This window comes from Allobosea sp. GW821-FHT12C12 (genome assembly GCF_058807355.1).
Genome location: NZ_JBXAQP010000002.1, coordinates 12,877 through 34,234 on the forward strand (window position 1 = coordinate 12,877; position 21,358 = coordinate 34,234).

Annotated in this window: 20 protein-coding genes; 7 read left to right on the top strand and 13 right to left on the bottom strand. The window is 66.7% G+C overall.

Features of this window, described 5'->3' with window-relative positions:
* Window positions 1-27 precede the first annotated feature (27 nt).
* The 4 genes from AC1RRW_RS02980 to AC1RRW_RS02995 all read right to left on the bottom strand — a co-directional run bounded on the left by AC1RRW_RS02980 (window position 28) and on the right by AC1RRW_RS02995 (window position 3,763).
* The gene (locus AC1RRW_RS02980; protein ID WP_492899048.1) at window positions 28-1,182 is read right to left on the bottom strand and encodes an NAD(P)/FAD-dependent oxidoreductase; all 1,155 of its coding nucleotides are present in this window, start codon (window positions 1,180-1,182) and stop codon (window positions 28-30) included.
* Entirely contained in the window at window positions 1,179-2,543 is a 1,365-nt protein-coding gene (locus AC1RRW_RS02985) for an FAD/NAD(P)-dependent oxidoreductase (RefSeq protein WP_492899049.1), read from the bottom strand. Before AC1RRW_RS02985 ends, AC1RRW_RS02980 begins: the two co-directional genes overlap by 4 nt.
* Window positions 2,536-2,850, bottom strand: coding sequence for a (2Fe-2S)-binding protein (locus AC1RRW_RS02990; RefSeq protein ID WP_492899050.1), 315 nt, complete (start codon window positions 2,848-2,850; stop codon window positions 2,536-2,538). Before AC1RRW_RS02990 ends, AC1RRW_RS02985 begins: the two co-directional genes overlap by 8 nt.
* Before the next feature lie 88 nt (window positions 2,851-2,938).
* Window positions 2,939-3,763 carry an IclR family transcriptional regulator gene (locus AC1RRW_RS02995; protein WP_492899051.1) on the bottom strand — a complete coding sequence of 275 codons (825 nt, stop codon included), beginning with the start codon at window positions 3,761-3,763 and terminating at the stop codon, window positions 2,939-2,941.
* 120 nt (window positions 3,764-3,883) lie between these two features.
* Between AC1RRW_RS02995 and AC1RRW_RS03000 the strand changes: the two genes are divergently transcribed.
* From AC1RRW_RS03000 to AC1RRW_RS03025, 6 genes are all read left to right on the top strand, one after another.
* Complete coding sequence (locus tag AC1RRW_RS03000) at window positions 3,884-4,657, top strand: enoyl-CoA hydratase/isomerase family protein (protein WP_492899052.1); 774 nt, start codon at window positions 3,884-3,886, stop codon at window positions 4,655-4,657.
* Between the two features lie 67 nt (window positions 4,658-4,724).
* Window positions 4,725-5,792, top strand: coding sequence for an ABC transporter substrate-binding protein (locus tag AC1RRW_RS03005; RefSeq protein ID WP_492899053.1), 1,068 nt, complete (start codon window positions 4,725-4,727; stop codon window positions 5,790-5,792).
* A gap of 22 nt (window positions 5,793-5,814) precedes the next feature.
* Window positions 5,815-6,891 (top strand): ABC transporter ATP-binding protein, encoded by a 1,077-nt coding sequence (locus AC1RRW_RS03010; protein ID WP_492899054.1) that lies wholly within the window; start codon window positions 5,815-5,817, stop codon window positions 6,889-6,891.
* Entirely contained in the window at window positions 6,888-8,645 is a 1,758-nt protein-coding gene (locus AC1RRW_RS03015; RefSeq protein ID WP_492899055.1) for an ABC transporter permease subunit, read from the top strand. The genes AC1RRW_RS03010 and AC1RRW_RS03015 overlap by 4 nt, the downstream gene beginning before the upstream one ends.
* A gap of 22 nt (window positions 8,646-8,667) precedes the next feature.
* Window positions 8,668-10,197: a class I adenylate-forming enzyme family protein gene (locus tag AC1RRW_RS03020; RefSeq protein WP_492899056.1), complete on the top strand. Its 1,530-nt coding sequence runs from the start codon at window positions 8,668-8,670 to the stop codon at window positions 10,195-10,197.
* Window position 10,198: 1 nt separating this feature from the next.
* Window positions 10,199-11,278 (top strand): hypothetical protein, encoded by a 1,080-nt coding sequence (locus tag AC1RRW_RS03025; RefSeq protein ID WP_492899057.1) that lies wholly within the window; start codon window positions 10,199-10,201, stop codon window positions 11,276-11,278.
* Between the two features lie 354 nt (window positions 11,279-11,632).
* On the opposite strand, the gene AC1RRW_RS03030 is transcribed toward AC1RRW_RS03025, so the two are convergent.
* The 9 genes from AC1RRW_RS03030 to leuC all read right to left on the bottom strand — a co-directional run bounded on the left by AC1RRW_RS03030 (window position 11,633) and on the right by leuC (window position 21,157).
* Window positions 11,633-12,379 (bottom strand): ABC transporter permease, encoded by a 747-nt coding sequence (locus AC1RRW_RS03030; RefSeq protein WP_492899058.1) that lies wholly within the window; start codon window positions 12,377-12,379, stop codon window positions 11,633-11,635.
* The gene (locus AC1RRW_RS03035; protein WP_492899059.1) at window positions 12,376-13,128 is read right to left on the bottom strand and encodes an ABC transporter permease; all 753 of its coding nucleotides are present in this window, start codon (window positions 13,126-13,128) and stop codon (window positions 12,376-12,378) included. The genes AC1RRW_RS03030 and AC1RRW_RS03035 overlap by 4 nt, the downstream gene beginning before the upstream one ends.
* Window positions 13,125-13,937, bottom strand: a complete 813-nt coding sequence (locus AC1RRW_RS03040; protein ID WP_492899060.1) for an ABC transporter ATP-binding protein — start codon at window positions 13,935-13,937, stop codon at window positions 13,125-13,127. The genes AC1RRW_RS03035 and AC1RRW_RS03040 overlap by 4 nt, the downstream gene beginning before the upstream one ends.
* Window positions 13,934-14,932, bottom strand: a complete 999-nt coding sequence (locus AC1RRW_RS03045; protein WP_492899061.1) for an ABC transporter substrate-binding protein — start codon at window positions 14,930-14,932, stop codon at window positions 13,934-13,936. Before AC1RRW_RS03045 ends, AC1RRW_RS03040 begins: the two co-directional genes overlap by 4 nt.
* Window positions 14,933-15,001: 69 nt before the next feature.
* Entirely contained in the window at window positions 15,002-16,477 is a 1,476-nt protein-coding gene (locus AC1RRW_RS03050) for an aldehyde dehydrogenase family protein (protein ID WP_492899062.1), read from the bottom strand.
* Window positions 16,478-16,492: 15 nt separating this feature from the next.
* A complete protein-coding gene (locus AC1RRW_RS03055; protein WP_492899390.1) occupies window positions 16,493-18,271 on the bottom strand; it encodes a thiamine pyrophosphate-binding protein in 1,779 nt (592 codons plus the stop codon).
* A gap of 5 nt (window positions 18,272-18,276) precedes the next feature.
* Window positions 18,277-19,176, bottom strand: coding sequence for an isocitrate lyase/PEP mutase family protein (locus AC1RRW_RS03060; protein ID WP_492899063.1), 900 nt, complete (start codon window positions 19,174-19,176; stop codon window positions 18,277-18,279).
* Window positions 19,173-19,799, bottom strand: a complete 627-nt coding sequence (gene leuD / locus AC1RRW_RS03065) for a 3-isopropylmalate dehydratase small subunit (RefSeq protein ID WP_492899064.1) — start codon at window positions 19,797-19,799, stop codon at window positions 19,173-19,175. Before leuD ends, AC1RRW_RS03060 begins: the two co-directional genes overlap by 4 nt.
* Entirely contained in the window at window positions 19,799-21,157 is a 1,359-nt protein-coding gene (leuC, locus tag AC1RRW_RS03070; RefSeq protein WP_492899391.1) for a 3-isopropylmalate dehydratase large subunit, read from the bottom strand. The genes leuD and leuC overlap by 1 nt, the downstream gene beginning before the upstream one ends.
* Between leuC and AC1RRW_RS03075 the strand changes: the two genes are divergently transcribed.
* Window positions 21,041-21,346, top strand: a complete 306-nt coding sequence (locus AC1RRW_RS03075; protein ID WP_492899403.1) for a hypothetical protein — start codon at window positions 21,041-21,043, stop codon at window positions 21,344-21,346. The genes leuC and AC1RRW_RS03075 overlap by 117 nt on opposite strands.
* Window positions 21,347-21,358 lie beyond the last annotated feature (12 nt).

A 21,358-nucleotide genomic window follows, 5' to 3' on the forward strand; every position in this document is an offset into this window, starting at 1 on the left:
AACGGAGAGGAATATGCAATTAGCCCGTCAGTCGAATTCCTTGCGGAATTTCTCACTGATGGTCGCGGCCTTGCGGAAGCGCGTGATGGAGAAGGGGTCGAGCGGCGTAGGCGTTTCGCCATCGAGAATCATCTCGCTCAGGCACAGTCCGACGCCGGGGCCGATCTGGAAGCCGTGGCCGCAGAAGCCGAACGCGTGGAACAGGCCGGGCGTCGTTCCGCTGCGCCCGATCACCGGGACCATGTCCGGCAGATAGGCCTCGATGCCGGACCAGACCCGGATGACATGGCATTGCGCCAGCATCGGCGCGACACGGGCCAGCGCCCGCATCGCGGCCAGCGTCTTGGCCGGGGGCACGGGTGCGCGGTTCGCCTGCGGATCGGCCGCCGTGCGCGGATAACCGGCGAGGATGACGTTGCCGCGCGGGATCTGCCGGAAGATCACCGAGCCGTCGATCGTCTGCACCGATGGCTCGATCCGGTACGGGAACGGCTCGGTCACGAATTGCGGCGGCCCGGCCGGGAAGATCGGAGCGGTCTCGCCGAAATGCTCGGCGATCTCCAGCGCCCATGCCCCGGAACAGTTGACCAGCGCGCCGCAGCTCAAGTGGTTGCCGTTCGACAGCATCAGTTCAAAGCCGCAACCTTCGCGGTTCACCGCAGTAACGCGCGTGTTCTCCAGGATGGCGGCGCCCTGTCTTGCGGCAGCCCGCGCCACTGCCGGCGTCGCAAGTCGCGGATTGGCGGTGGCATCGCGGGCGGAGAAGGTCGCAGCCACAGCACGTTCGCCCAGCCAGGGCCAGCGCCGGCGCAGATCGGCGGGGCCGATCCGCTCGATCGCTAGCCCGTAGGATTCCGAGACCTTGGCATAGCCCTCGAGCTTCGCCTGCTCATCTTCGTCATAGGCGAGGTAGAGATGCCCGGTCTGCTCAAATTCGCAGTCCTCGCCGATCAGCGCGTCGAAATCCTCCCATAGCGCCTGCGAGCGCAGCGACAGCGGATACTGGCCGGGAAAGCGCCCCTGCAGGCGCAGGTTCCCGAAGTTGACGCCGCTCGATCGCTCTCCGACGACGCCCTTTTCGACCAGCGTCACGCGCTGTCCGCGCCTTGCGAGGAAGAAGGCTGTCCAGGCCCCGATCAGCCCGCCGCCGACGATCGCGACATCGGTCGTATGTTTGCTCATGCCGGCTCTTCCGCCGCCGCGAGCGCGATCGGCTTCACCGGCGCTTGCCCGCGCAACCGGCCGGCCGCTTCCCCGCCTTGCCCGGCGCCGGCCGCGACGATCTCCTGCAACGCTGGCCCGCAGACGCGCCCCTGGCAGCGCCCCATCCCGCAACGGGTCATCGCCTTCACCCGGTTGACCTCGACTGGCCCGAGCGCCTTCGCCATGGCGGCGCGGACTTCGCCGACCGTTACGTTTTCGCAGCGGCAGAGCGTAGCCGGGTCGGGCAGGGCAGCGATCTGCTCCCTCGGCCAGGCGAAGGCCCGCGCCAGCCCGCGCTGGAAATCGCGCAGCCGCGCGACCTGCCGCGCCAGCGGCCTGATCATTGCGATATCCTGTGCGCGGCCGAGATCCGAAAGGATGGCATGGGCCGCGAGCGCCCCGCTGGCCTCGGCGGCATCGGCGCCGCCGATCCGCACCCCGTCGCCGGCCAGATAGAGGCCGGGCCGCGCCCGGCCGAAGCCGTCGATCTTCGGCAGGAACAGCCGGAAATCCGGATCATAGGCGAATTCTGCCCCGGCGAGATCGGCAAGCTGCGTCTCGGGCTTGAGGCCGTAGCCCAACGCTATCGCATCGCAGGCAAAGCGCCGTTCCCGCCCGCCGCTGTCGCGCAGGATGAGAGCCTCGACATGGCCGTCTCCTTCGATGGCGACCGGCGTCACCCCGTGCAGCATCGGGATGCCCGCGCGCAAAGCCGCCGCCATGTACCAGAGCCCGCGCAGCAATGTGCGTGGCGCGCCGAGCAGGGCGGGCGTCGCGGCGAGCTTGGCGGAGAATGGTGTCGTATCGGCGATCACCGCGATCTCGGCGCCCATCGTGCGATACTGCTTCGCGGCAAGCGTCAGTAATGGCGACGAGCCCAGGAATGCGACGCGGCTGCCGATCAGGCAGCCCTGGTCCTTGAGCGCGACCTGCGCCCCGCCGAGGGTAAAGACTCCGGGCGTCGTCCAGCCCGGCAAGGGCGCGATCCGGTCCATCGCGCCGCTGGCGATCAGCAGCTTGTCGCAGTCGAGCGTCTCGGCGCGGCCGTCGCGCAGCAGGTGCAGGCGCTGTCCGTCGACCGTCCAGACCAGAGTCTGGGGGCGATAGTCGATCCTGGCGCGCAGGGCGGCGAAGCGTGCATGCAAGCTCGCGTATCGCCCGGCCTCCGAACCCATCAGCTTGGTCATGTCGAGGGCGAGATCGTCGGCCGGCCGGCGATAGCCTTGCCCGCCGGCACGGGCGCCTTCATCGATCAGGATTGGTTTCAGCCCGCATGCGACGAGAAGTTCAGCGGCGCTGATACCCGCGGGACCGGCTCCGATGATGACGATTTCAGTCATGGGCGCCGGCCATGCCCTGCGGATCGGCGAAGAGTTCCATGTCATCGCTGACAGGTGTGGTGCACGCCCTGATCCGGCCGCCCGCGGTACTCCAGACCCAGCAATCCTGGCAGGCGCCCATCAGGCAGAAGCCGGCACGCGGCTCAGCCCCGAATTCCAGCCGGCGGACGAGGGCGCCGTTCTCCAGAAGCGCGGCGAGAACGCTGTCACCGGCGGTCGCCCGGATGGGCACGCCATCGAAGCTGAGGGTCACTGCTGCTCCGTGGCGGCGAGCCACCCGGCGGAACTGCGCCTGCGAGCGTTCCATGCCATCTCTATTCTATTGTAATGCGATATAAATTTTCGTATTTTGATAAATTAGAATCCGGCCTGTCAAGGGCATTCGCCCTGTTTCGTCAGACGCGCGAGATCGCGTGAGCGGCGGCGATCACCAGCGAGGAGAACCGCGAGACGACCTCCTCGTGGCTGTAGCGCGAGGTCGAGGTCGCGATGTTGACGGCGGCTTCCGGGCGACCGTGATGATCGACGATCACGGCAGCAATTGAAGCGTCGCCGATATAGACCTCCTCGAAGGCTGTGGCGTAGCCCTGCGCTGCCGACTGGCGCAGCTTCTCGCGCAGCGCCTCACGCTGCCAGGTTGTCGAGAGCGTATAGGCGCGGCGGTCGGAAGCGTCGATGATCGCCATCGCCTCGTCCTCGGCCAGGCGCGACAGCATGGCGATGCCCGGGGCCGTGGCATAGGCCGGCATCCGCGTGCCGATGATGACGTCGGTATTGAGGACGTGCCGGCTGAGGAAGCGCGAGACGAAGATGATCTCGGTCTCCTCGCGCACGGTGAGGTTCACCGTCTCCTCGGTCTCCTTGCTGAGATGCATGAGATAGGGCATCGCCCGGTCGAGCAGGCGGCTGCCGCGGACGAAATGGTAGCCGAGATCGAGCGTCTTCGCCGTCAGCTCGAAGCGCTTGGTCTGCGCGTCCTTATGGAGATAGCCGAGCTTGGCGAGCGTATGGGTGAAGCGCTGGGCGGCGCTGACATCCATCCCGGTCTCGGAGGCGACCTGCGACAGGTTCAGCGTCTGGTGCTGGCGGCCGAAGGCCGAGAGCACGCGGAACGCCTTCTCCACCGAATTGACCATCAGCGCGTCGTCCTTGCGGCCGGCCTGATCGCCAGGCTGCGCCGCGCGCTTGCGGCCGGTCTGTCTCTCTTCGGGCATCGTCATCGGGCCTGCTCTCCTGGGCGCGATCAATGGCTGCGGCTAACGATCTTGACAAGCTGGGCCTTTCGCGCAGAATAAGCAATAGAAATTATTGCATTGTAATAAAAACTCATCGGAGGCGCTATGAAGGACTCTGTTCTGGTCGAGCTGCGCGGCGCGGTCGGCATCATCACCCTCAACCGCCCCGAAATCCTGAATGCCTGGAACGCGCCGATGCGCGAGCGGCTGGTCGCATGCTTCGACGAGATGGAGGCCAACGAGGCCGTTCGCGCCATCATCCTTACGGGTGCGGGCGAGCGCGCTTTCGGCGCCGGCCAAGACCTCAACGAGACCAAGACCTTCGATCCGGATCGCGCCGAATTGTGGATGGGCGAATGGGAGCGCCTCTATGACCGCATGCGCTCGCTCTCGAAGCCGCTGATCGCAGCGCTGAACGGCGTTGCTGCCGGCTCCGCCTTCCAGGTCGCGCTGCTCTGCGACCTGCGCGTCGGCCATGCCGGCGTCACCATGGGCCAGCCCGAGATCAATTCCGGCATCGCCTCGGTCACCGGCCCCTGGATCATGAAGGAGATGATCGGGATCGCCCGCACCATCGACCTGACCCTGACCGGCCGGATGATGGATGCCGACGAATGCTTCCGCATCGGCCTGATCAACCGGATCGTGCCGAAGGAGCAGGTGATGCAGGCCTCGCTCGCGCTGGCCGAGGAGCTCGCCGGCAAGCCGCCGGTCGCCATGCGCCTCAACAAGGCCCGCTTCCGCGAGGTCACCGAGGAGAGCTTCCGCGAATGCCTCGCCGCCGGCATCCGCAACCAGCGCGCAGCTTACGCCACCGGCGAGCCGGCGCGGATGATGGAGGCGTTCCTCGCCAAGCGCGCGGCGCGAAAGACGGCCTGATCACAACGCCCGACCATCCGATCACCCACGGGGAAACGCGGAAAACCGCTTGAAAGGGGAGAAGACGATGACGAACCTGACCACGAAACCGACCCGGCGCACCCTGCTGCAACTCGCTGGCGGCGTCGCTGCCGGCACGGTGGCAGCGCCCTACCTGACGGGTACGGCGCGCGCCGCGACCCAGATCACGGTCGCCGACCCCGGCGGCCCGTTCGGGCCGGCTTTCCGCAAGGCCTTCTATGATCCCTTCGAGAAGGCGACCGGCAACAAGGTCGTCAACGTCGCCCGCGAGGCCGAGCCGACCGCCCAGTTCAAAGCGATGGTCGAGACCAAGTCCTATATCTGGGACGTCTGCACGCTCACGCTATCGGCCCGCGACATCCTGAAAGGCCAGGGCCTGCTCGATCCGATCGGCTTCGCGCATGCCGATGTCCCGAAGCTGATGCCGCAGGCGATCTCACCCGAATTCATGGGAACGGATGTCTATTCGACCGTCCTCGCCTATCGCACCGATCGCGTGAAGAACGCGCCGGCGAGCTGGACCGACTTCTTCAATGTCGAGAAGTTCCCCGGCCGTCGCGCGCTCCGCAAGAACCCGATCGACACGATCGAACAGGCGCTGCTCGCCGACGGCGTGCCGCTCGACAAGCTCTATCCGCTCGATGTCGATCGTGCCTTCAAGGTGCTCGACAAGATCAAGCCGCATGTCGCGGTTTGGTGGACGGGCGGCGCCCAGTCGACGCAGCTCCTGCAGAGCGGCGAGGTCGACATGCTGCCGGGCTGGAACGCCCGTTTGCAGGCCGCGATCGACGGCGGCACGCCAGCGAAGATTGTCTGGAACCAGGGCCTCTATTCGATCGAAGGCTGGGGCCTGCCCAAGGGCGGGCCGAAGGCGGACGTCGCCCGTCAGTTCATCCGTTTCTGCTCCGATCCGAAGGCGCAGGCCGTCTTCACCGAGGCGTTGGCTTATGGCCCGACCAATCTCGACGCCTATCAGACCATCCCCGCCGAGCGTGCGAAGGTGCTGCCGACCTCGCCGGAGAACCTGAATCAGATGGCGATCGCCAACGAGGACTGGTGGAGCGCCAACCGCTCGAAGGTGACCGAGCGCTTCAACGCCTGGCTCCTGACCTGACGGCGATGGGGACGGGCCCGGAATGACCGCGAACCAGCCGAAATCGGCCAAGCTCGTCGCCGAGGGCAAGCTCGTCATCGAAGGACTTGGCAAGCGCTATGGCGCGACCACGGCGCTCGAGCCGAGCTCGCTCAGCGTCGCCGAGGGCGAGTTCCTCACCTTGCTGGGGCCTTCGGGCTCCGGCAAGACGACGCTGCTTCAGTTGATCTGCGGCCTGGTCGAGGCCAGCGAGGGCAGGGTGGTGATCGACGGGCGCGACCAGTCGAACATGCCGGTCCACCAGCGCGATATCGGCCTCGTCTTTCAGCATTACGCGCTCTTCCCGCACCTAACCGTGGCGGAGAACATCGCTTTTCCGCTCAAGATGCGCGGGCGTCCCTCTGCCGAGATCGCAGGCCGGGTCGCGTCCACGCTCGACATGGTCCATCTCGGCCATCTCGCCGGGCGCTTCCCGCGCGAACTCTCCGGCGGCCAGCAGCAGCGCGTCGCGCTGGCGCGCTGCTTCGTCTACCAGCCCTCGATCATTCTGATGGACGAGCCGCTCGGCGCCCTCGACAGGAAGCTGCGCGAGCACATGCAGATCGAGATCAAGCGGCTGCACCGCGAGAGCGGCGCCACGATCGTCTACGTCACCCACGATCAGGAGGAGGCGCTCGCGATGTCCGATCGCATCTGCCTGATGAACCACGCCAGGATCGAGCAGCTCGGCACGCCGCGCGAGATCTACGAGCGCCCGCGCACCGCCTTCGCCGCCGATTTCATCGGCATCTCCAACATCCTCCGCGGCAAATGGGACGGCAACGGCGCGCTCGATACGCCGCATGGCCGCTTCACCCTGCCGAGCGGCGCGAGCTGCCAGAGCAAGGACGCGGCCCTCGTCATCCGGCCCGAAAACCTGCATCTCGGCGAGCGGGACGGCAATACCGTCCGCGGCCGGGTCAGCGAGATCGTCTATGCCGGTTCGGAGACGCGCGTGATCGCGGCGCTCGGCGACGGCAGCCCGCTCGTGCTGCGGCTGGGGCCGGACGATCCGGTGCCCGCCATCGACCAGGCCATCGTCGCCGGCTGGGCCCGCGACAAGGCGGTGCTGGTCGCATGAGCGCGGTCGCGGCAGACATGGCTCCGGCGCGGAGAAAGCTCAGGTTCGGTCCGCTCTGGCTGGCGGTGCCCGGCCTTGCGTTCCTCGCGGTCTTCTTCGCCTGGCCGGTGGCGCAACTGCTCGGCCTCAGCCTCGTCGATCCCGAGACCGGCGGCTTCTCGGCCGGGGCCTATCAGCGCATCGCCGCGACCGACGTCTATCTGCGGGTGCTCGGCATCACCTTCCGCATCGCCGGCTGGACGGCGTTCTGGTCGCTCCTGATCGGCTATCCGCTGGCCTATTGGCTGGCGCGCCTGCCCGCCATGTTCCGCGGCCGCATGCTGCTCTTCGTCATGGTGCCGTTCTGGACGAGCTATCTCGTCAAGACCTTCGCCTGGATGATCGTGCTTGGCCGCAGCGGCATCATCAATTCGCTGGCGACGGGCTCCGGTCTCGTCGACCAGCCCTTGCCGCTGCTGCACAACATGTTCGGCGTCATGGTCGGCATGGTCCATGCCATGGTGCCGCTCGCGGTGATGACCATGCTGCCGGTGATGACCGGCATCGACCGCCGCTTGGTGCAGGCCGCGCAGACGCTGGGAGCCGCTCCGGCGCGGGCCTTCTGGTTGGTCTATTTCAAGCTCTCCCTGCCGGGCGTCGCCGCAGCGGGGCTACTTGTCTTCATCTCCTCGCTCGGCTTCTTCATCGTGCCGGCCTTCCTCGGCGGGCGGCAGGAGACGATGCTCGCCCAGCTCATCATCACCCAGGTGCAGGAGTTGCTGAACTGGTCCTTCGCCGGGGCGCTTGCCGCGATGATGCTGGCGGCCGCGCTGGTCTCCTGCTGGATCTATGACCGGCTCTTCGGGATCTCGATCATCGCCGGCGGCTCGGCGCAGGTCGGGGGCGGACGCATCCGCGATCTCGGCCTCGCCATTCTCGGCATCGTCGCCGATATCGCCGGGCGCATGGCGGCTGTTGCGCAGCGCGTGCTGGGCAAGCGCATCCGCGCTGCGCTGCTGCCGGGCTTCTGCTGGCTCGTCATCGGCTTCCTGGTGCTGCCGACGCTGCTGGTGATCCCGCTCGCCTTCACCTCCTCGCAGTTTCTCGAATTCCCACCGCCGGGCTATGGGATCGGCTGGTTCCGCACCTATTTCGAATCGCCGCTCTGGCTGCAGGCGACGTTGCGCTCCTTTGGCGTCGCCTTCGTCACAGCGCTGGCCGCGACCGCGATCGGCGCCTTCGCGGCGCTGGCGCTGGCCCATAGCCGCACGCGCTGGGGCGGGCTGATCTTCGCCTTCTTCCTCGCGCCGATGATCGTGCCGCGCATCGTTATCGCGGTGGGCCTGTTCTACCTCTTCGCGCGGATGGGCCTGATCGCGACCGATCTCGGCCTGATCATCGGCCATACCGTGCTGGCGATCCCGTTCACGCTGGTCACCATCGCCGCCGTGCTCAAGACCTATGACCAGCGGCTCGACCAGGCGGCGGCGACGCTCGGCGCCAACCGCGTCCGTACCCTGACGGGCGTGACGATCCCGCTGGTCAAGGGCGGCCTCGTCGCGGCCTTCCTCTTCGCCTTCATCACCTCCTTCGACGAACTCACCATCGCGATCTTCGTCTCGGGCGGCGTCAAGACGACCCTGCCGAAGCAAATGTGGGACGACATGATCCTGCAGCTTAACCCGACGCTGGCCGCGGTTTCGGTTGTCGTCTTCGTGGTGGTGACGGCGGTGCTGCTGCTGGCCGAACGCTTCCGCTCCTCCTCTTCTTCCTGACATCGACGACCGAAGCGCAACCATGACCTCTCCTGACAAAGACGGCTTTGTTGGCCTTCTGACCGCGCGCGCCGCCGCTGAGCCGGACCGCGTCTATGCCCGCTTCGGCGGCGAGCCGGTGAGCTATGGCGAGATCGAGCGGCGCTCGGCCGCCTTCGCCGCGTATTTGCAGGGACGCGGCATCGTCGCGGGTGATCGCGTCGCGGTGATGATGCGCAATTCCATCGCCACCATCGCCGTGGTCTTCGGCCTCGCGCGGGCTGGCATCGCCTGGGTGCCAGTCAATGCCCAGCAGCGCGGCGAGGGGCTGAACTATCTCCTGAGCCATTCGAGCCCGCGCCTCGTCGTCGCCGATGCCGAACTCGCCCCCCAGATCTCCGAGGCGATGGGGCTGGACTCGGCCTTGCCGGTGCTGCTGCATGCGCCCGGTGGCGACCTCGATGCGGTGCTCGCCGGAACCACGCGCTTCGACGAGCCGGCACCGGCTGCGGATGCCGTCTTCGCCATCATGTACACCTCCGGCACGACCGGGCGGCCGAAGGGCGTGATCGTCTCGCACCGCATGCTGCGGCTGGCGGCCGAAAGCGTGCTCTACCTGTCGGATGCGAAGCCCGGCGAGGTCTTCTTCGTCTGGGAGCCGCTCTACCATATCGGCGGCGCCCAGCTTTTGCCGCTGCCGATGATCCGCGACGTGACGCTCGCCATGGTCGAGCGCTTCAGCGCCAGCCGCTTCTGGGCGCAGGTCCGCGAGGAGGGCGCCACCCATATCCACTATCTCGGCGGCATCCTGCAGATCCTGCTGAAGCAGCCGCCTTCCACGTTCGATCGCGAGCATGGCGTCCGCATCGCCTGGGGCGGCGGTTGCCCGGCCGACATCTGGCCGCAGTTCAGCGATCGGTTCGGCGTCGATATCCGCGAATGCTATGGCATGACCGAAGCCTCCAGCCTGACGACCTGCAATACAAGCGGCGTGGTCGGCTCGGTCGGGCAGCCGATGCCCTGGTTCACCGTCAGCCTGCTCGACGGCGAGGGGATTCCGGTGGAGGCAGGCGAGCGCGGCGAGATCGTCGTCGAGACCAGCATCCCCGGCGCGATCTTCCCCGGCTATCTGGACAACGCCGAGGCGACCGCGAAGGCTTTGCGGAACGGCGCCCTCCATACCGGCGATCTCGGCTCCTTCGATGCCGATGGTAACCTCTATTTCCATGGCCGCATGACCGACAGCGTGCGCTGTCGCGGCGAGAACGTTTCGGCCTGGGAGGTCGAGCATGTCGCGGCTGGGCATGACGCGATCGAGGATTGCGCGATGATCGGCGTGGCCGCCGATATCGGGGAGCAGGACATCAAGCTCTTCGTCAAGCCGCGCCGCGGCGCGATCATCGATCCGCAGGCCCTGTCCGGCTGGCTCGGCCAGCGCCTCGCGCCCTACCAGAACCCGCGCTACATCGCGCTCGTCGACGAGTTCGTGCGCACGGCGAGCCAGCGCATCATGAAGCACAAGCTCTCACCCCGGCTCGACGATTGCTGGGACAGGGCCGCAACGGGGCGCTGACATGGCGAGTTGCGATATCCTGATCTCCGGCACCGGCGGCTTCGCCGCCCGCATCGCCTTCGACATCGCCGCGACCGCCCGCGAGCCGGTCGAGGTGATCATCGCCGGGCGCAATCTCGAACGGCTGAACTGGCTGCGCACCGCCGCCAATGCCCGCGCCGTGCTCTTCGGAGCCAAGGCGCGTTTCACCACCCACGCCATCGACCTGCTCGCGCCGGACGCCTCGGACGCGCTGCTCGCGGTAGCGGACCCACGCATCGTCGCGCAGGCCGCCTCGATCCAGACCTCGCAGGTCATCGCCCAGAGTGGGAACGCCTGGACGCGCCTCGTTGCAGAACGCGGCTTGAGCGCGACCGCCGTCTTTCAGGCGCTGATCAGCGCACGCGTCGCCGCCGCCATCACGCGCTCCGGCAAGCCGGTGACGCTGGTCAATTGCAGCTTCCCCGATGTGGTCAACGGCATGATCCGTGCGATGGGCCATGACGTCTCCTGCGGCATGGGCAATGTCGCGATCCTGTCCAACGTCTTCGCCGGCTCGGCCGCGACGCCTGCCGGCGCCGAGGTCAAGGTTCTCGCGCATTATCAGAACCTCGCCGCCTGGCGCCGCCGCCCGGAGGAGCGCGGCGGGCGCGCCCCGCGCGTCTGGCTGGATGGCGAAGTGGCCGATGTCTACGCCCACTTCGCCGATATCCAACTTACGCCCGAACCGGTGATCGAGATATCGGGCGCGAGCGGCGTGCCGATGCTGCTCGCCATGGCGGCAGGCAAACCCTGGCAGGGTCATGTGCCCGGCCCGGACGGCCTGCCCGGCGGCTATCCGGTCAAGCTGGTCGGCAGCAGGCTCGAACTCGACTTGCCGCCGGCATTGCCGCGCGAGGAGGCCATCGCCTGGAACGCCTCCTTCGAGGAGGCCAATGGCCTCGTCGTCTCGCCGGAGGGCAGGGCGACCTTCACTGGAATTCTCGGCGGCGCTATCGCCAGCCACATCCCGGAGCTGCGGGATGGGTTCGACGTCCGCGAACTGGAAGCCGTGTGTGAGACGCTGCTGGGCTTGCGCGAGGTGTTGATGCGCAGTGCATGAGCTGGGACCCGTCGCCTGCCCGATAAGAGGCTGGTTGACGGGTGCGGCTGGGATGTCGGCGTGTACAGGAGTGGTCGCAGCTAGGTCGCCCGCCGTGCTCCTGCCGCGACGATCGCCATCTACCATCATAGTCCGCTTTCCGGCCGCGTTCCAACGTCGGCTTGTGGCGCATCACGCCATACCGGCTGAGGTCGTTGGTTGTAGAAGCGAGACTCAAGACAAGCGTGTGGTTTGAGGTGGAGCTCCAGTTCTGATATCCGCGCCTTTTCGATCATCGGTGGCGTAAAGCCGCCGGATTTTAATTGAGGCTCGGCCTACACCGCCTCGCGGCAAAGGTTCGGAGGAACACGAGCGCTAGAAGCGCCTGTGGAGACGCCTGTCGACCATCAGTAGTATGCTGCTGACCACAGCCGCAAAAACTACGAGGAGCAGCGTAATCGCCATGATAACGTCGACGTTGTGCAGGCCGATGGCGTTCATCATTATGTAGCCTAGCCCGCGTTGTGAGGCGAACATCTCTCCCAACACCGTTCCGATCATCGTCAGCGAGAAGCCGATCCGCAGGCCCGTGAAGATCTCCGGCAGCGCCGCTGGAAAGACGATCCTGCTGATCATCTCGAAGCGGCCGAATTTCATCACGCGTCCCGTCTTGACGAGGATGGGTCGGACGTTGCGCACCGCGTTGATCGTGAAGAGCGCGATCGGAATGAAGCCGTGCAAGGCGCCAAACGCGATCTTGGCCGGCATGCCGAGGCCGAAGGCGAGGAGGAGGATCGGATAGAGCGTGACCTTCGGAATCGAATAGAGCGCGACCAGCATCGGCTCCAGCACCTCCCCGGCGACCTTGCTCATCCCGAGCAGGAAGCCGATGCAGAGGCCCGACGCGACGGCGATCGCCAACGCCACGCCGAAGGCCTGGGCGGTCTCCAGAAAATGCGGCCAGAAGGTCGGGCGCATGATCAGTTCGCCGGCGAACTTGAATGTGGCAAGCGGCGGGCGCAAGGCGAGATCGCCGACGATCCAATAGGCGAGCTGCCACGCGACGAGGAGTGCCGCGACCAGCAGGATCGCGCTACGCAGCCTGGGTGTGTCGCCGGTCATCGCAGGCCTCTCCGCATCAGGATCCGCCGCTCCCAGGCGCCCAGGGCCATGTTGACTGTGATGGACACGAGAACCACCAGGACGATGAGCGGGTACATCGTCGCGTTGTCGAAATTGCTGTAGGCGAAGGCGATCTCGAACCCCATCCCGTCGGTCGACATGATGAACTCGGAACCGATGATCCCGATCAGCGCATAGGCGACGGCGAACTTGACCCCGGTCAGCACGAAAGGGGCCGCCGAGGGCAGCGTGATCCGCACCGCTGTCTCGAAGCGCCGAAGTCCGGAGATCCGCGCCGTCTTCAAGAGGACGCGGGGAACCTTGTCGAGGCCGTTCAGCGTGTTCACGATCACGGCGATGACGCCGAGCATGAAGGCGATGAGGATCTTGGGGATGTCCCCGAGCCCGAAGACGAGGATCAGCAAGGGATAGAACGCCAGCACGGGGATCGCGTAATAGGTCGCAAACAGTGGATCGAGGGCTTCGCGCAGCGGCCGCATGGCGTGGATGGCGACGGCCACCGCGATGCCGACGGATACGGCCAGCGCGAAAGCGATCGCCGCATTGGAGAGCGTGCGCATGATCGCGCCGTTGAATTTTCCGCTGACGAGGATGGTGGCCAGATCGCTGGCGATGCGGCTGGGCGGCGGCATGGTGAAGTTGTCGATCACGCCGGTGCGGCACAGCAGTTCGATCAGCGCGATCAGCGCGAGGATGACGCCCAGTCGCAGGATGACGACCGGCTTCATCTCGCGCCCGATCCGAGAGACTTCATCGATTCAGCCCGCAGCCACTGCCAGAGCCGGGCCGTGACGTGCCCGAACTCGGGCATCTCGACGATCCGGCTGTCGCGGTCGGCCGGCCAGCCGGTCTCGACGATTTCGAGGAGCCGGCCGGGACGTGCAGACATCACGCCGATGCGGTCGGCCAGCATCGCGGCCTCGTCGAGCGCATGCGTGATCAGGAAGATCGTCGCGCCGGTCTCGCGCCACAGCCGCAGCAACTCCTCGCCCATCAGGAGGCGCGTCTGCTGGTCGAGGGCGCCGAAGGGTTCGTCGAGCAGGATCAGGCGCGGCTGGAGCACGAGGGTCCGGGCGATGCAGACGCGCTGCCGCATGCCGCCGGAAAGCTGCGCGGGGTAGCTGTCGGCGAACCGCGCCAGACCCATCATGTCGAGCGCTCGCCTGACGCGGGTCTCGATCTCGACGGCCGGCGTGCCCGTGCGTTTCAACCCGAAGGCGATGTTGTCGTACACATTGAGCCAGGGGAAGCTGGCATCCTCCTGGAAGACGACGCCGACACCGTCGGCGATCCGGCCGCTGATAGAGGCGCCCTCGAACTCGACGCTGCCCTGCGTCACCGGCGCGAGGCCGGCAAGGACTTCAAGCAGCGTGGACTTGCCACAACCAGACGGGCCGACGACGGCGAAGAACTCGCCGCGCCGCAGGTCGAGATCAATGGGGCCGAGCGCATGGACGTCCTCGGCGCCGGCGCGACGAAAGACCTTCGTCACGCCGCGCAGGCTGACATGCACCGCGATGTTGTTGTCCATTTTCATCGCGGCTTGCGGATGTCTTCCGGGAGGAACTGCATGTCGACGATGTCTTTCGCGTCGACATCCTTCGTCAGCGCGCCGAGCGAACGCTGCAGGTCGAGCATCCGCTGCAATCCCGACATGTTGAACTGGCCGGTGCCCCAGTACTCGATACCTTCGGTGCGCGATCCGACGAGGTTGCGGACCGCCGACCGGGCGACGTCCGGAGTCAGGTTGTAATGCTTGGCGACGATGTCGCCGGCCTCGTCGGGTTTCTCGACCATGAACGCCACGGCCTTGCGGCGCGCGCGGATGACCGCCTTGATGAAGTCGCCCTTCTCGGCGGCCATGTTGGCCGTGGTGACGCCGACGACGTTGGACAATGGCGGCAGGATATCGCTGGCGGTCGCGATCGCGCGGAGCTTATCCTTGTACTGGGCCCAGAGCGGCTCGGGAATCGGCGCGATGTCGATCATGCCGGAGCCGAGCGCCGCATAGCCTTCGCCGAAGCCGCCTGTGCGCACATATTCGACGTCGGTCGGCTGCAGGCCCGCCTTCTGGGCGACCATCTGCGCCAGCGCCTGACTGGTGGAGCGCGGATTGGTATAGCCGATCTTCTTGCCCTTGATGTCGGCGAGCGACTTGATCGGCGAATCCAGCCGAACCGCCCAGACGAACTCGGCGACGGTCAGGACATTGTCGGAGATGATGCGCAGATCGGCACCCTGCTGGATCGCGGCGGCGACGACACCAGGGTTGACCTCGCCATAGGGCACGCCACCGGCGAGCATGTTGCGCAGCGAGGTGCCGCCTCCGGCCGAGGTGATGATGCCGGTGACGGTGATGCCCTCGTCCTTGAAGAAGCCCTTATCCATGGCGACGGCGAAGGGCATGCCGTTCGCCGACACGCCGAAATTGCCGACGGCGATCTGCTGGGCCGATGCATTCGCCGACAGCCCGACCGCCAATGCGATGGCGGCCAGGGCCGAAAACGATCTCGATAGACGGTAAAGCCTCATGTCTCATCTCCCTGAAGCGCCGCCCTTGCCAGCGGCTTTTTGTTTATGGTCGCCGTATCGCCCTCGACGTCAGGGCTCGTGCCGGAAGGTCACGTTGACATTCTTGATCTGCGTGCAGGCCAGAAGTTCGTCGATCGATTCCTCCCTTCCCATGCCCGACTGCTTGTAGCCGCCGAACGGGACGCCGACGTAGTGGGTGGCGGCGTCGTTGACCCAGACGTAGCCGGACTGCACCTTTCCGGCGAGACGATGCGCCCGATCGAGATCGCGCGTCCAGATGGAAGCGGTCAGTCCGAGATCGAGCTGATTGACGCGCCGGATCATGTCGGCCTCGTCGCTCCATTTCAGCAGCGAGACGACCGGGCCGAAGATTTCCTCTCGCGCGATCCGCATCTCGTCCGTGACATCGGCGAAGACGGTCGGTTCGACGAAGTATCCCTTGGCCAGCGCCGGGTCGGCGACGCGCTTGCCGCCGTAGAGCAGCCGCGCGCCTTCCTGCTTTCCGAGCTCGATATAGCTCATCGTCTTGTCGAATTGCGGCTTGCTGGAAAGGCAGCCCATTTCGGTGGCGCGATCCATCGGCAGGCCGATCCTGATCTTCGAGACCTCCTCGACGATGTGAGGCAGGCAAGCGTCGTAGATGTCCTCGTGCAGGAAGATGCGGCTCGTCGAATTGCAGGACTGGCCGGTGACATAGCGAAAGTTCATGCCGCGCACGACGGCGCGCCCGATCACCTCCGGAGCGGTATCGGGGCAGGCGATCAGCGCGTTCTTGCCGCCGAGCTCCAGCGTGAGCTGCTTTAGCGTCGCGCTTGCGGCCTGCATGACCGCGCGCCCGCCGGCAACCGAGCCGATGAAGCCGATCTTGGCGACACCGGGATGGGAGGCGAGCGCCGCGCCCGCGTCGCGGCCGCCGGTGACGATGTTGAATACACCGGGCGGGAACACATCCTGCCAGAGCTCGGCGATGCGAAGCGCCGAGAGCGGCGTCTGGTCGGCCGGCTTGATGACGATCGTGTTGCCGGCGGCCAGTGGAGCGCCGCATTTGCCGGCGACGAAGAGCAGCGGATGGTTGAACGCTCCGATCCGCGCCACCACGCCCAGCGGCTCGCGCATCGTATAGTTGAGCACGCCGGGCTTGAGCGGGATGGTCACACCCTTCATCTCGACGACCAGGCCGGCGTAGTACTCCATGTACTCGGCGCTGATGTCGACGTCGTGATACATCGCCCGCCAGGGATTGCCGCCGTCCAGCGCGTCCAGCGTGGCGAGTTCATCGGCATTGGCGCGCAGGATCGCCGCGGCCTCGCGGACGATCCGGGCGCGCTCCTTGGTCGGCGTATCGCGCCATCCGGGAAATGCGGCGCGTGCCGCCTGCACAGCGAGGTCCGCGTCGGCCGCGCCGCCCTCGGCGGCATGGCCGAGAGACTCGCCCGTCGAAGGGTTCCAGACTTCGAACCGGCCGCCGGCGACGGGTTCGTGCCAAGCGCCGCCATAGAAGAGGCTGCGATGTGCGGGAAGTGTCTTGTCTGTCGAACTGGGCATGATCGTCGCTGCTTCTCAGGAACCGGGACTGGACTGGCGAAGCATCGCGTTCGATGTCGCGCGAGCGTATTCGGGCGCGACCGAGACGTCGATCACGGCGACCTTGCCGGCGCGGACATCCGCGACCGCCTGACGGATCATCGCGGCGAGGGCGTCCGGCGTCGCCGCCGGGCCATGGCCCACGGCTCCTTGTCCCTCCGCGAGTTTCGCCAGGTCGAGCGGAGGATCGTCCATGCGCAGGCCGATGGAGCGGTTCTCGACCGGGCGTCCCCGCATCCGCGCCATCCGTTCCTGGTGCAGCTCGTCGTTAAAGAAGGACTTGTTGTTGGCCACCAGGACGAGCAGCGGCACGCGGTAGTGGACCGCCGTCCATAGCGCCGTCAGTCCCATCAGATAGTCGCCGTCGCCGAGTACGGCGACCGGCAGCCGGTCGCTGTTTATGTCTCGCAGCGCCAGCGCGGCACCGACCGCCATGCCCGGCCCCGAGCCGATGCCGCCGCCGCCGTCGAACCCGACATAGTCGAGCGGGTCCTTGAAGCGGCAGCAGGAGCCGGGCCAGCCCAGGGGAAGCCGGATATAGGATGGATTTTCCTGCGCGAGCGTGTCGGTGACGGTCCGCGCCATGGCCTCGACCGAGATGCGTCCCTCGATCATGTCCGGGCCCGGATCGGACGGCGCGGCGACGACGGAAACAGGCGTCTTCGACGGTGCTGGGCCGAGTTCGCGCAGCAGGCATTCGACCAGCCGGTCGGGCGATGCGAGCATGTTGACGTCGGCAGGCGGCAGCGCCTGGTAGTCCATGCTCCAGCCGTTGTGGCTGTATTGGTCGAGCGAGCACTGGATGATCCTGGCGCCCGGCATCGCACCTTGGGAGGCCTGCCGCATCGTGCCGGCCGGATCGATCCAGTCGAGGCACAGGATCACGTCGGCGTCGCGGATCAACCCGCCGGCCTCGGGTGTCACATAAAGTGTCGGCGGGAACGGCTGGAGCGGATGGTCGGTCGGAAAGCTCGCCGCCGTCTTGATGTCGGTCAGGACATGGGCGCCGAGCTTCTCGGCAAGCGCGACGCGCTGGTCCCAGCAGGCGCGCGTCGCCGAGACCCGACCGATCATCAGAAGCGGGCGCCTGGCACCGGCGAGCAGGGACACCGCCTGCCGCAGCGCGTCCTCCGATGGGTCGGCCGAAGCAGGCGCTGCGTAGCGCGCCAGCGGAGGCAGTTCCGCCGGTGCGTCGAGCAATTCCTCCTGCAGCGCGGCGTCGAGACAGACATAGGTCGGGCCGTCGGGCGCGGTGGTGGCGATCTGGTGGGCACGGACGATGGCTTCCAGCGCCGCCGGCACGGAACCCGGCTGGTTGTCCCATTTCGTGTAGCCGCGAATGAGCGCGCCGAGATCGGTCGAGGTGTGGATCCAGTCGACCCAGGGACGGCGCGACATCGCGTCGAGGGGGCCTTGCGCGCCGATCAGCACCATCGGAATACGGTCGCACCACGCGTTGAAGATCGACATGGTCGCGTGCATCAGCCCGACATTGGAGTGCAGCGCCACGGGGAGGGGCTTGCCGGTCACCCGCGTCCAGCCATGGGCCAGCGCCACGGCACACTCTTCATGGATGCAGAGCAGCAGTTCCGGGCGGGTATTGCCGAGGAAATTGACCAGGCTGTCGTGCAGGCCACGGAAGCTCGCGCCGGGTGTCAGCGCGATATAGGGGTATCCCAGCTCGCGCAGGAGCAACGCGATCGGATCGCTGCCGAACTGCTTGCTGTTCTCGGTGGTCGGCTGGGCCGGCTTCATCTGGCTCACGCGTTGTCCTTGGAGGTTGGATGTTTCGCGGTGGCTTCGATCCCGCGCCAGCGCAGCAGATCGACCGCTTCGTCGAGGATTTTCCTGGCCTCTTCCGGCGCGTCCATCGGCTCGAAGACGCCTTGGCCGAGGCTCGTCGATCGGAGTGCGGACAGCGCATCCGCCATCGTCCGCGTGACCCGGAAGATCAGGCTCGCCGGATAGGAGATCATGCGGAAACCCATGGCCGCGAGTTCGGCCGGGGTGAACCAGGGCGTGCCGCCGCTTTCGAACATGGCGGCCGACAGCATCGCGCCCTTCAGCGTCCGGCCGACACGCTCGAAATCCTCGGGCTTGTTCAGGCCGGCGATAAAAATGCCGTCGCAACCAAGATTGAGAAACCGGTCCGCGCGCAATAGCGCCTCGTCCAGGCCTAGCGCTCCGTAGGCGTCGGTCCGGCCGATGACGAAGGTCTCTGGATCCGAGCGTACCGACAGCGCGGTCGCCAGCTTTGCCTCGACCACCTCGCGATCGACGACGGCACCGCCATGGTCGGCGCGCTGCTGCTTGCGGTCCCGGTCCTGGTCCTCGATCAGGAAGCCGCCGACGCCGACCTCCTCATAGGCCTTGACCAGCCTCGCGACCGATTTGACGTCGCCATAGCCATCATCCGCATCCGCCAGGAACGGCAGATCGCTCGCCGCCGCCAGATCGCGCAGCCCCTCGACCATGTCGCGCAGGCCGATCAGCCCGATATCGGGCAGGGCGTGGCGAGCCGCGAGCAGCGCCGAACCGCCGACGGTGAAAGCGCGAAAGCCGGCCTGCTGGATCAGCCTCGCCGAGAGCGCGTCGTGCGCCAGGGGAAGGACCAGCGGCGTTTCAGCCTCGAGCGCCCGTCGAAAGGCCATCCGCGTCATGGCGAGGCTCCGATCGAATGAATCCACGGCCGCGCGATGCGGTCTGCGGCCGTGAAGCGGGCGATGTCGGCATCGAGACGCAAGGTCGTCTCGATCTCGTCCTCGCCGCGCAGCAGCGCCTCGCGCCTGAAGGGTGGGATACGGAAGTCCATGACGTGCCCCGCCGGCCCGCTGATCGTTCCGGCGGGCAGATCGACGGCGAAGCTCGCCCCGCCGAGTGCACCGGCCAGTCCGAGCGCCACCGCAAGATCGTCCTGCGAGACGATGGCCGGCAGCAATCCGTTTCGGAACGCGTTCTCGTAGAAGATGTCGGCGAAGCTGGGCGCCGCGACGCATCGGATGCCGAAGCGCACCAGCGCCCAGGCCGCCGCCTCGCGCGAGCTGCCACAGCCGAAATTTGGCCCCGCGAAGATCAATGTCGCCGTTCTGAATGGCGGGCGGTTGAGCACGAAGTCAGGGTTCTCGGCCCCCGCCTCGTCATAGCGCCAGCGCGCAAAAAGGCCTTCGGCGAGGTCCGCGGTCGTCGTGCGCAGATAGGGGGCGGGAATGATCGCGTCGGTATTGACGTTCTCAAGCGGGAGGGGCGCGGCGATGCCCGAGAAGTTGAGGAAGGGCGTGCCCATCAGCCCATCTTCCGGACATCGGCGATGGCGCCGGCGATCGCGGCTGCGGCGGCCATGGCGGGGCTTGCGAGATGCGTGCGGGCTCTCGCGCCCTGACGGTTCTCGAAATTCCGGTTGGACGTCGCGATCGATCGCGCGCCGGGCGGCACGATATCCTCGTTGATGCTGACGCACATCGAGCAGCCGGCGCTGCGCCACTCGAACCCGGCCTCGGAGAAGATCCTGTCGAGCCCCTTGGCCTCGGCCTCGCGCTTCACTGAGGACGAGCCGGGCACGACAAGCGCCCGGACATGCGAGGCGACGCGTTTTCCGCGGACGACCTCGGCGGCGGCCTCGAGGTCCGACAGCCTGCCATTCGTGCAGGAGCCTATGAAGGCGACGTCGATCGGCAGTCCCTCGATGGGGCGACCGGGCTCTATCCCCATATAGGCCAGAGCCCCCTCGACGCGGCGACGCCGGTCGGGATCGGCGATGCCGAGCGGGTCGGGAACGCTTTCATCGATGCCGACCACGTCCTCCTGCGTCGTGCCCCAGGTGACTTGCGGCGCTGCTCTCACGGCATCGACGCTGAGTTCGCGATCGAACACGGCGCCATCATCGCTGTAGAGCGTCCGCCAGACCGCCAGCGCGGCGTCCCATTCCGTTCCCTTCGGCGCGAAGGCTCTGCCGGCGATATAGGCGAACGACGCGTCGTCGGGGGCGATGAGGCCAAGCCGTCCGCCGAATTCGATCGACATGTTGCAGACGGTCAGCCGCGCTTCCACAGAAAGTGCACGGATTGCGGGACCGGCATATTCGATGGCGTGTCCCGCGCCGACGGCGATCCCGAAACGGCCGAGCGCATGGAGCACGAGATCCTTGGCGGTCACGCCCACGCCCGGCTTGCCCTCGAAGGTCATGCGCAGCGTCTTCGGGCGCGGCAGCGCAAGCGTCTGGGTGGCGAGGATGTGCTCGACCTCGCTGGTGCCCACCCCGATGCCGAGCGCCCCGAGCCCTCCGGCCGTCGAGGTATGGCTGTCGCCGCAGGCGACCACGGCGCCGGGCAGGACGAGGCCGAGTTCCGGGCCGATGACATGCACGATGCCCTGACGGGGGTCTTCCAACCCAAAATGGGCGATCCGATTGGTCGTCGCATTGACCCTCATCAGGCGCATCAATTCGGCGCCCCCGGGGTTCGTGCCCTCGTCGCGTCCTGGCTTAGTTGAAACAATGTGATCCTGCGTGGCGACCGTGAGCTCCGGATGCCGGACCTTGCGTCCCGCGGCGGACAGCCCGTCGAAGGCGGCAGTGCTCGTGGTCTCCTGAAGAATATGCCGATCGACGAAGATCAGATCGCGCGACTCATCGAGAGCGCGAATGCGATGCGCATCCCAAATCTTCGCAAAAAGCGTACGTGGTGGAGCCATTTCCGTCCAAGCCGTTTCCTGCCGCTCTCGCCAAGCCCCGCGCTTTATGCGCTTCTGTGGTTTGGGGTCCGTTTCCAGACGGCATCAGAGCTTCGCCTTGCCGGCCGGCGGGCACAAACGATTAAATTGCGTCTAGCTTGAGGGAAACTCAAT

What these genes read in the sequence shown, in the direction of transcription:
- AC1RRW_RS02980 (WP_492899048.1), bottom strand. Translation starts at nt 1,182, where the DNA reads ATGAGCAAACATACGACCGATGTCGCGATCGTCGGCGGCGGGCTGATC.
- AC1RRW_RS02985 (WP_492899049.1), bottom strand. Translation starts at nt 2,543, where the DNA reads ATGACTGAAATCGTCATCATCGGAGCCGGTCCCGCGGGTATCAGCGCC.
- AC1RRW_RS02990 (WP_492899050.1), bottom strand. Translation starts at nt 2,850, where the DNA reads ATGGAACGCTCGCAGGCGCAGTTCCGCCGGGTGGCTCGCCGCCACGGA.
- AC1RRW_RS02995 (WP_492899051.1), bottom strand. Translation starts at nt 3,763, where the DNA reads ATGACGATGCCCGAAGAGAGACAGACCGGCCGCAAGCGCGCGGCGCAG.
- AC1RRW_RS03000 (WP_492899052.1), top strand. Translation starts at nt 3,884, where the DNA reads ATGAAGGACTCTGTTCTGGTCGAGCTGCGCGGCGCGGTCGGCATCATC.
- AC1RRW_RS03005 (WP_492899053.1), top strand. Translation starts at nt 4,725, where the DNA reads ATGACGAACCTGACCACGAAACCGACCCGGCGCACCCTGCTGCAACTC.
- AC1RRW_RS03010 (WP_492899054.1), top strand. Translation starts at nt 5,815, where the DNA reads ATGACCGCGAACCAGCCGAAATCGGCCAAGCTCGTCGCCGAGGGCAAG.
- AC1RRW_RS03015 (WP_492899055.1), top strand. Translation starts at nt 6,888, where the DNA reads ATGAGCGCGGTCGCGGCAGACATGGCTCCGGCGCGGAGAAAGCTCAGG.
- AC1RRW_RS03020 (WP_492899056.1), top strand. Translation starts at nt 8,668, where the DNA reads ATGACCTCTCCTGACAAAGACGGCTTTGTTGGCCTTCTGACCGCGCGC.
- AC1RRW_RS03025 (WP_492899057.1), top strand. Translation starts at nt 10,199, where the DNA reads ATGGCGAGTTGCGATATCCTGATCTCCGGCACCGGCGGCTTCGCCGCC.
- AC1RRW_RS03030 (WP_492899058.1), bottom strand. Translation starts at nt 12,379, where the DNA reads ATGACCGGCGACACACCCAGGCTGCGTAGCGCGATCCTGCTGGTCGCG.
- AC1RRW_RS03035 (WP_492899059.1), bottom strand. Translation starts at nt 13,128, where the DNA reads ATGAAGCCGGTCGTCATCCTGCGACTGGGCGTCATCCTCGCGCTGATC.
- AC1RRW_RS03040 (WP_492899060.1), bottom strand. Translation starts at nt 13,937, where the DNA reads ATGAAAATGGACAACAACATCGCGGTGCATGTCAGCCTGCGCGGCGTG.
- AC1RRW_RS03045 (WP_492899061.1), bottom strand. Translation starts at nt 14,932, where the DNA reads ATGAGGCTTTACCGTCTATCGAGATCGTTTTCGGCCCTGGCCGCCATC.
- AC1RRW_RS03050 (WP_492899062.1), bottom strand. Translation starts at nt 16,477, where the DNA reads ATGCCCAGTTCGACAGACAAGACACTTCCCGCACATCGCAGCCTCTTC.
- AC1RRW_RS03055 (WP_492899390.1), bottom strand. Translation starts at nt 18,271, where the DNA reads ATGAAGCCGGCCCAGCCGACCACCGAGAACAGCAAGCAGTTCGGCAGC.
- AC1RRW_RS03060 (WP_492899063.1), bottom strand. Translation starts at nt 19,176, where the DNA reads ATGACGCGGATGGCCTTTCGACGGGCGCTCGAGGCTGAAACGCCGCTG.
- leuD (WP_492899064.1), bottom strand. Translation starts at nt 19,799, where the DNA reads ATGGGCACGCCCTTCCTCAACTTCTCGGGCATCGCCGCGCCCCTCCCG.
- AC1RRW_RS03075 (WP_492899403.1), top strand. Translation starts at nt 21,041, where the DNA reads ATGCCGGACCTTGCGTCCCGCGGCGGACAGCCCGTCGAAGGCGGCAGT.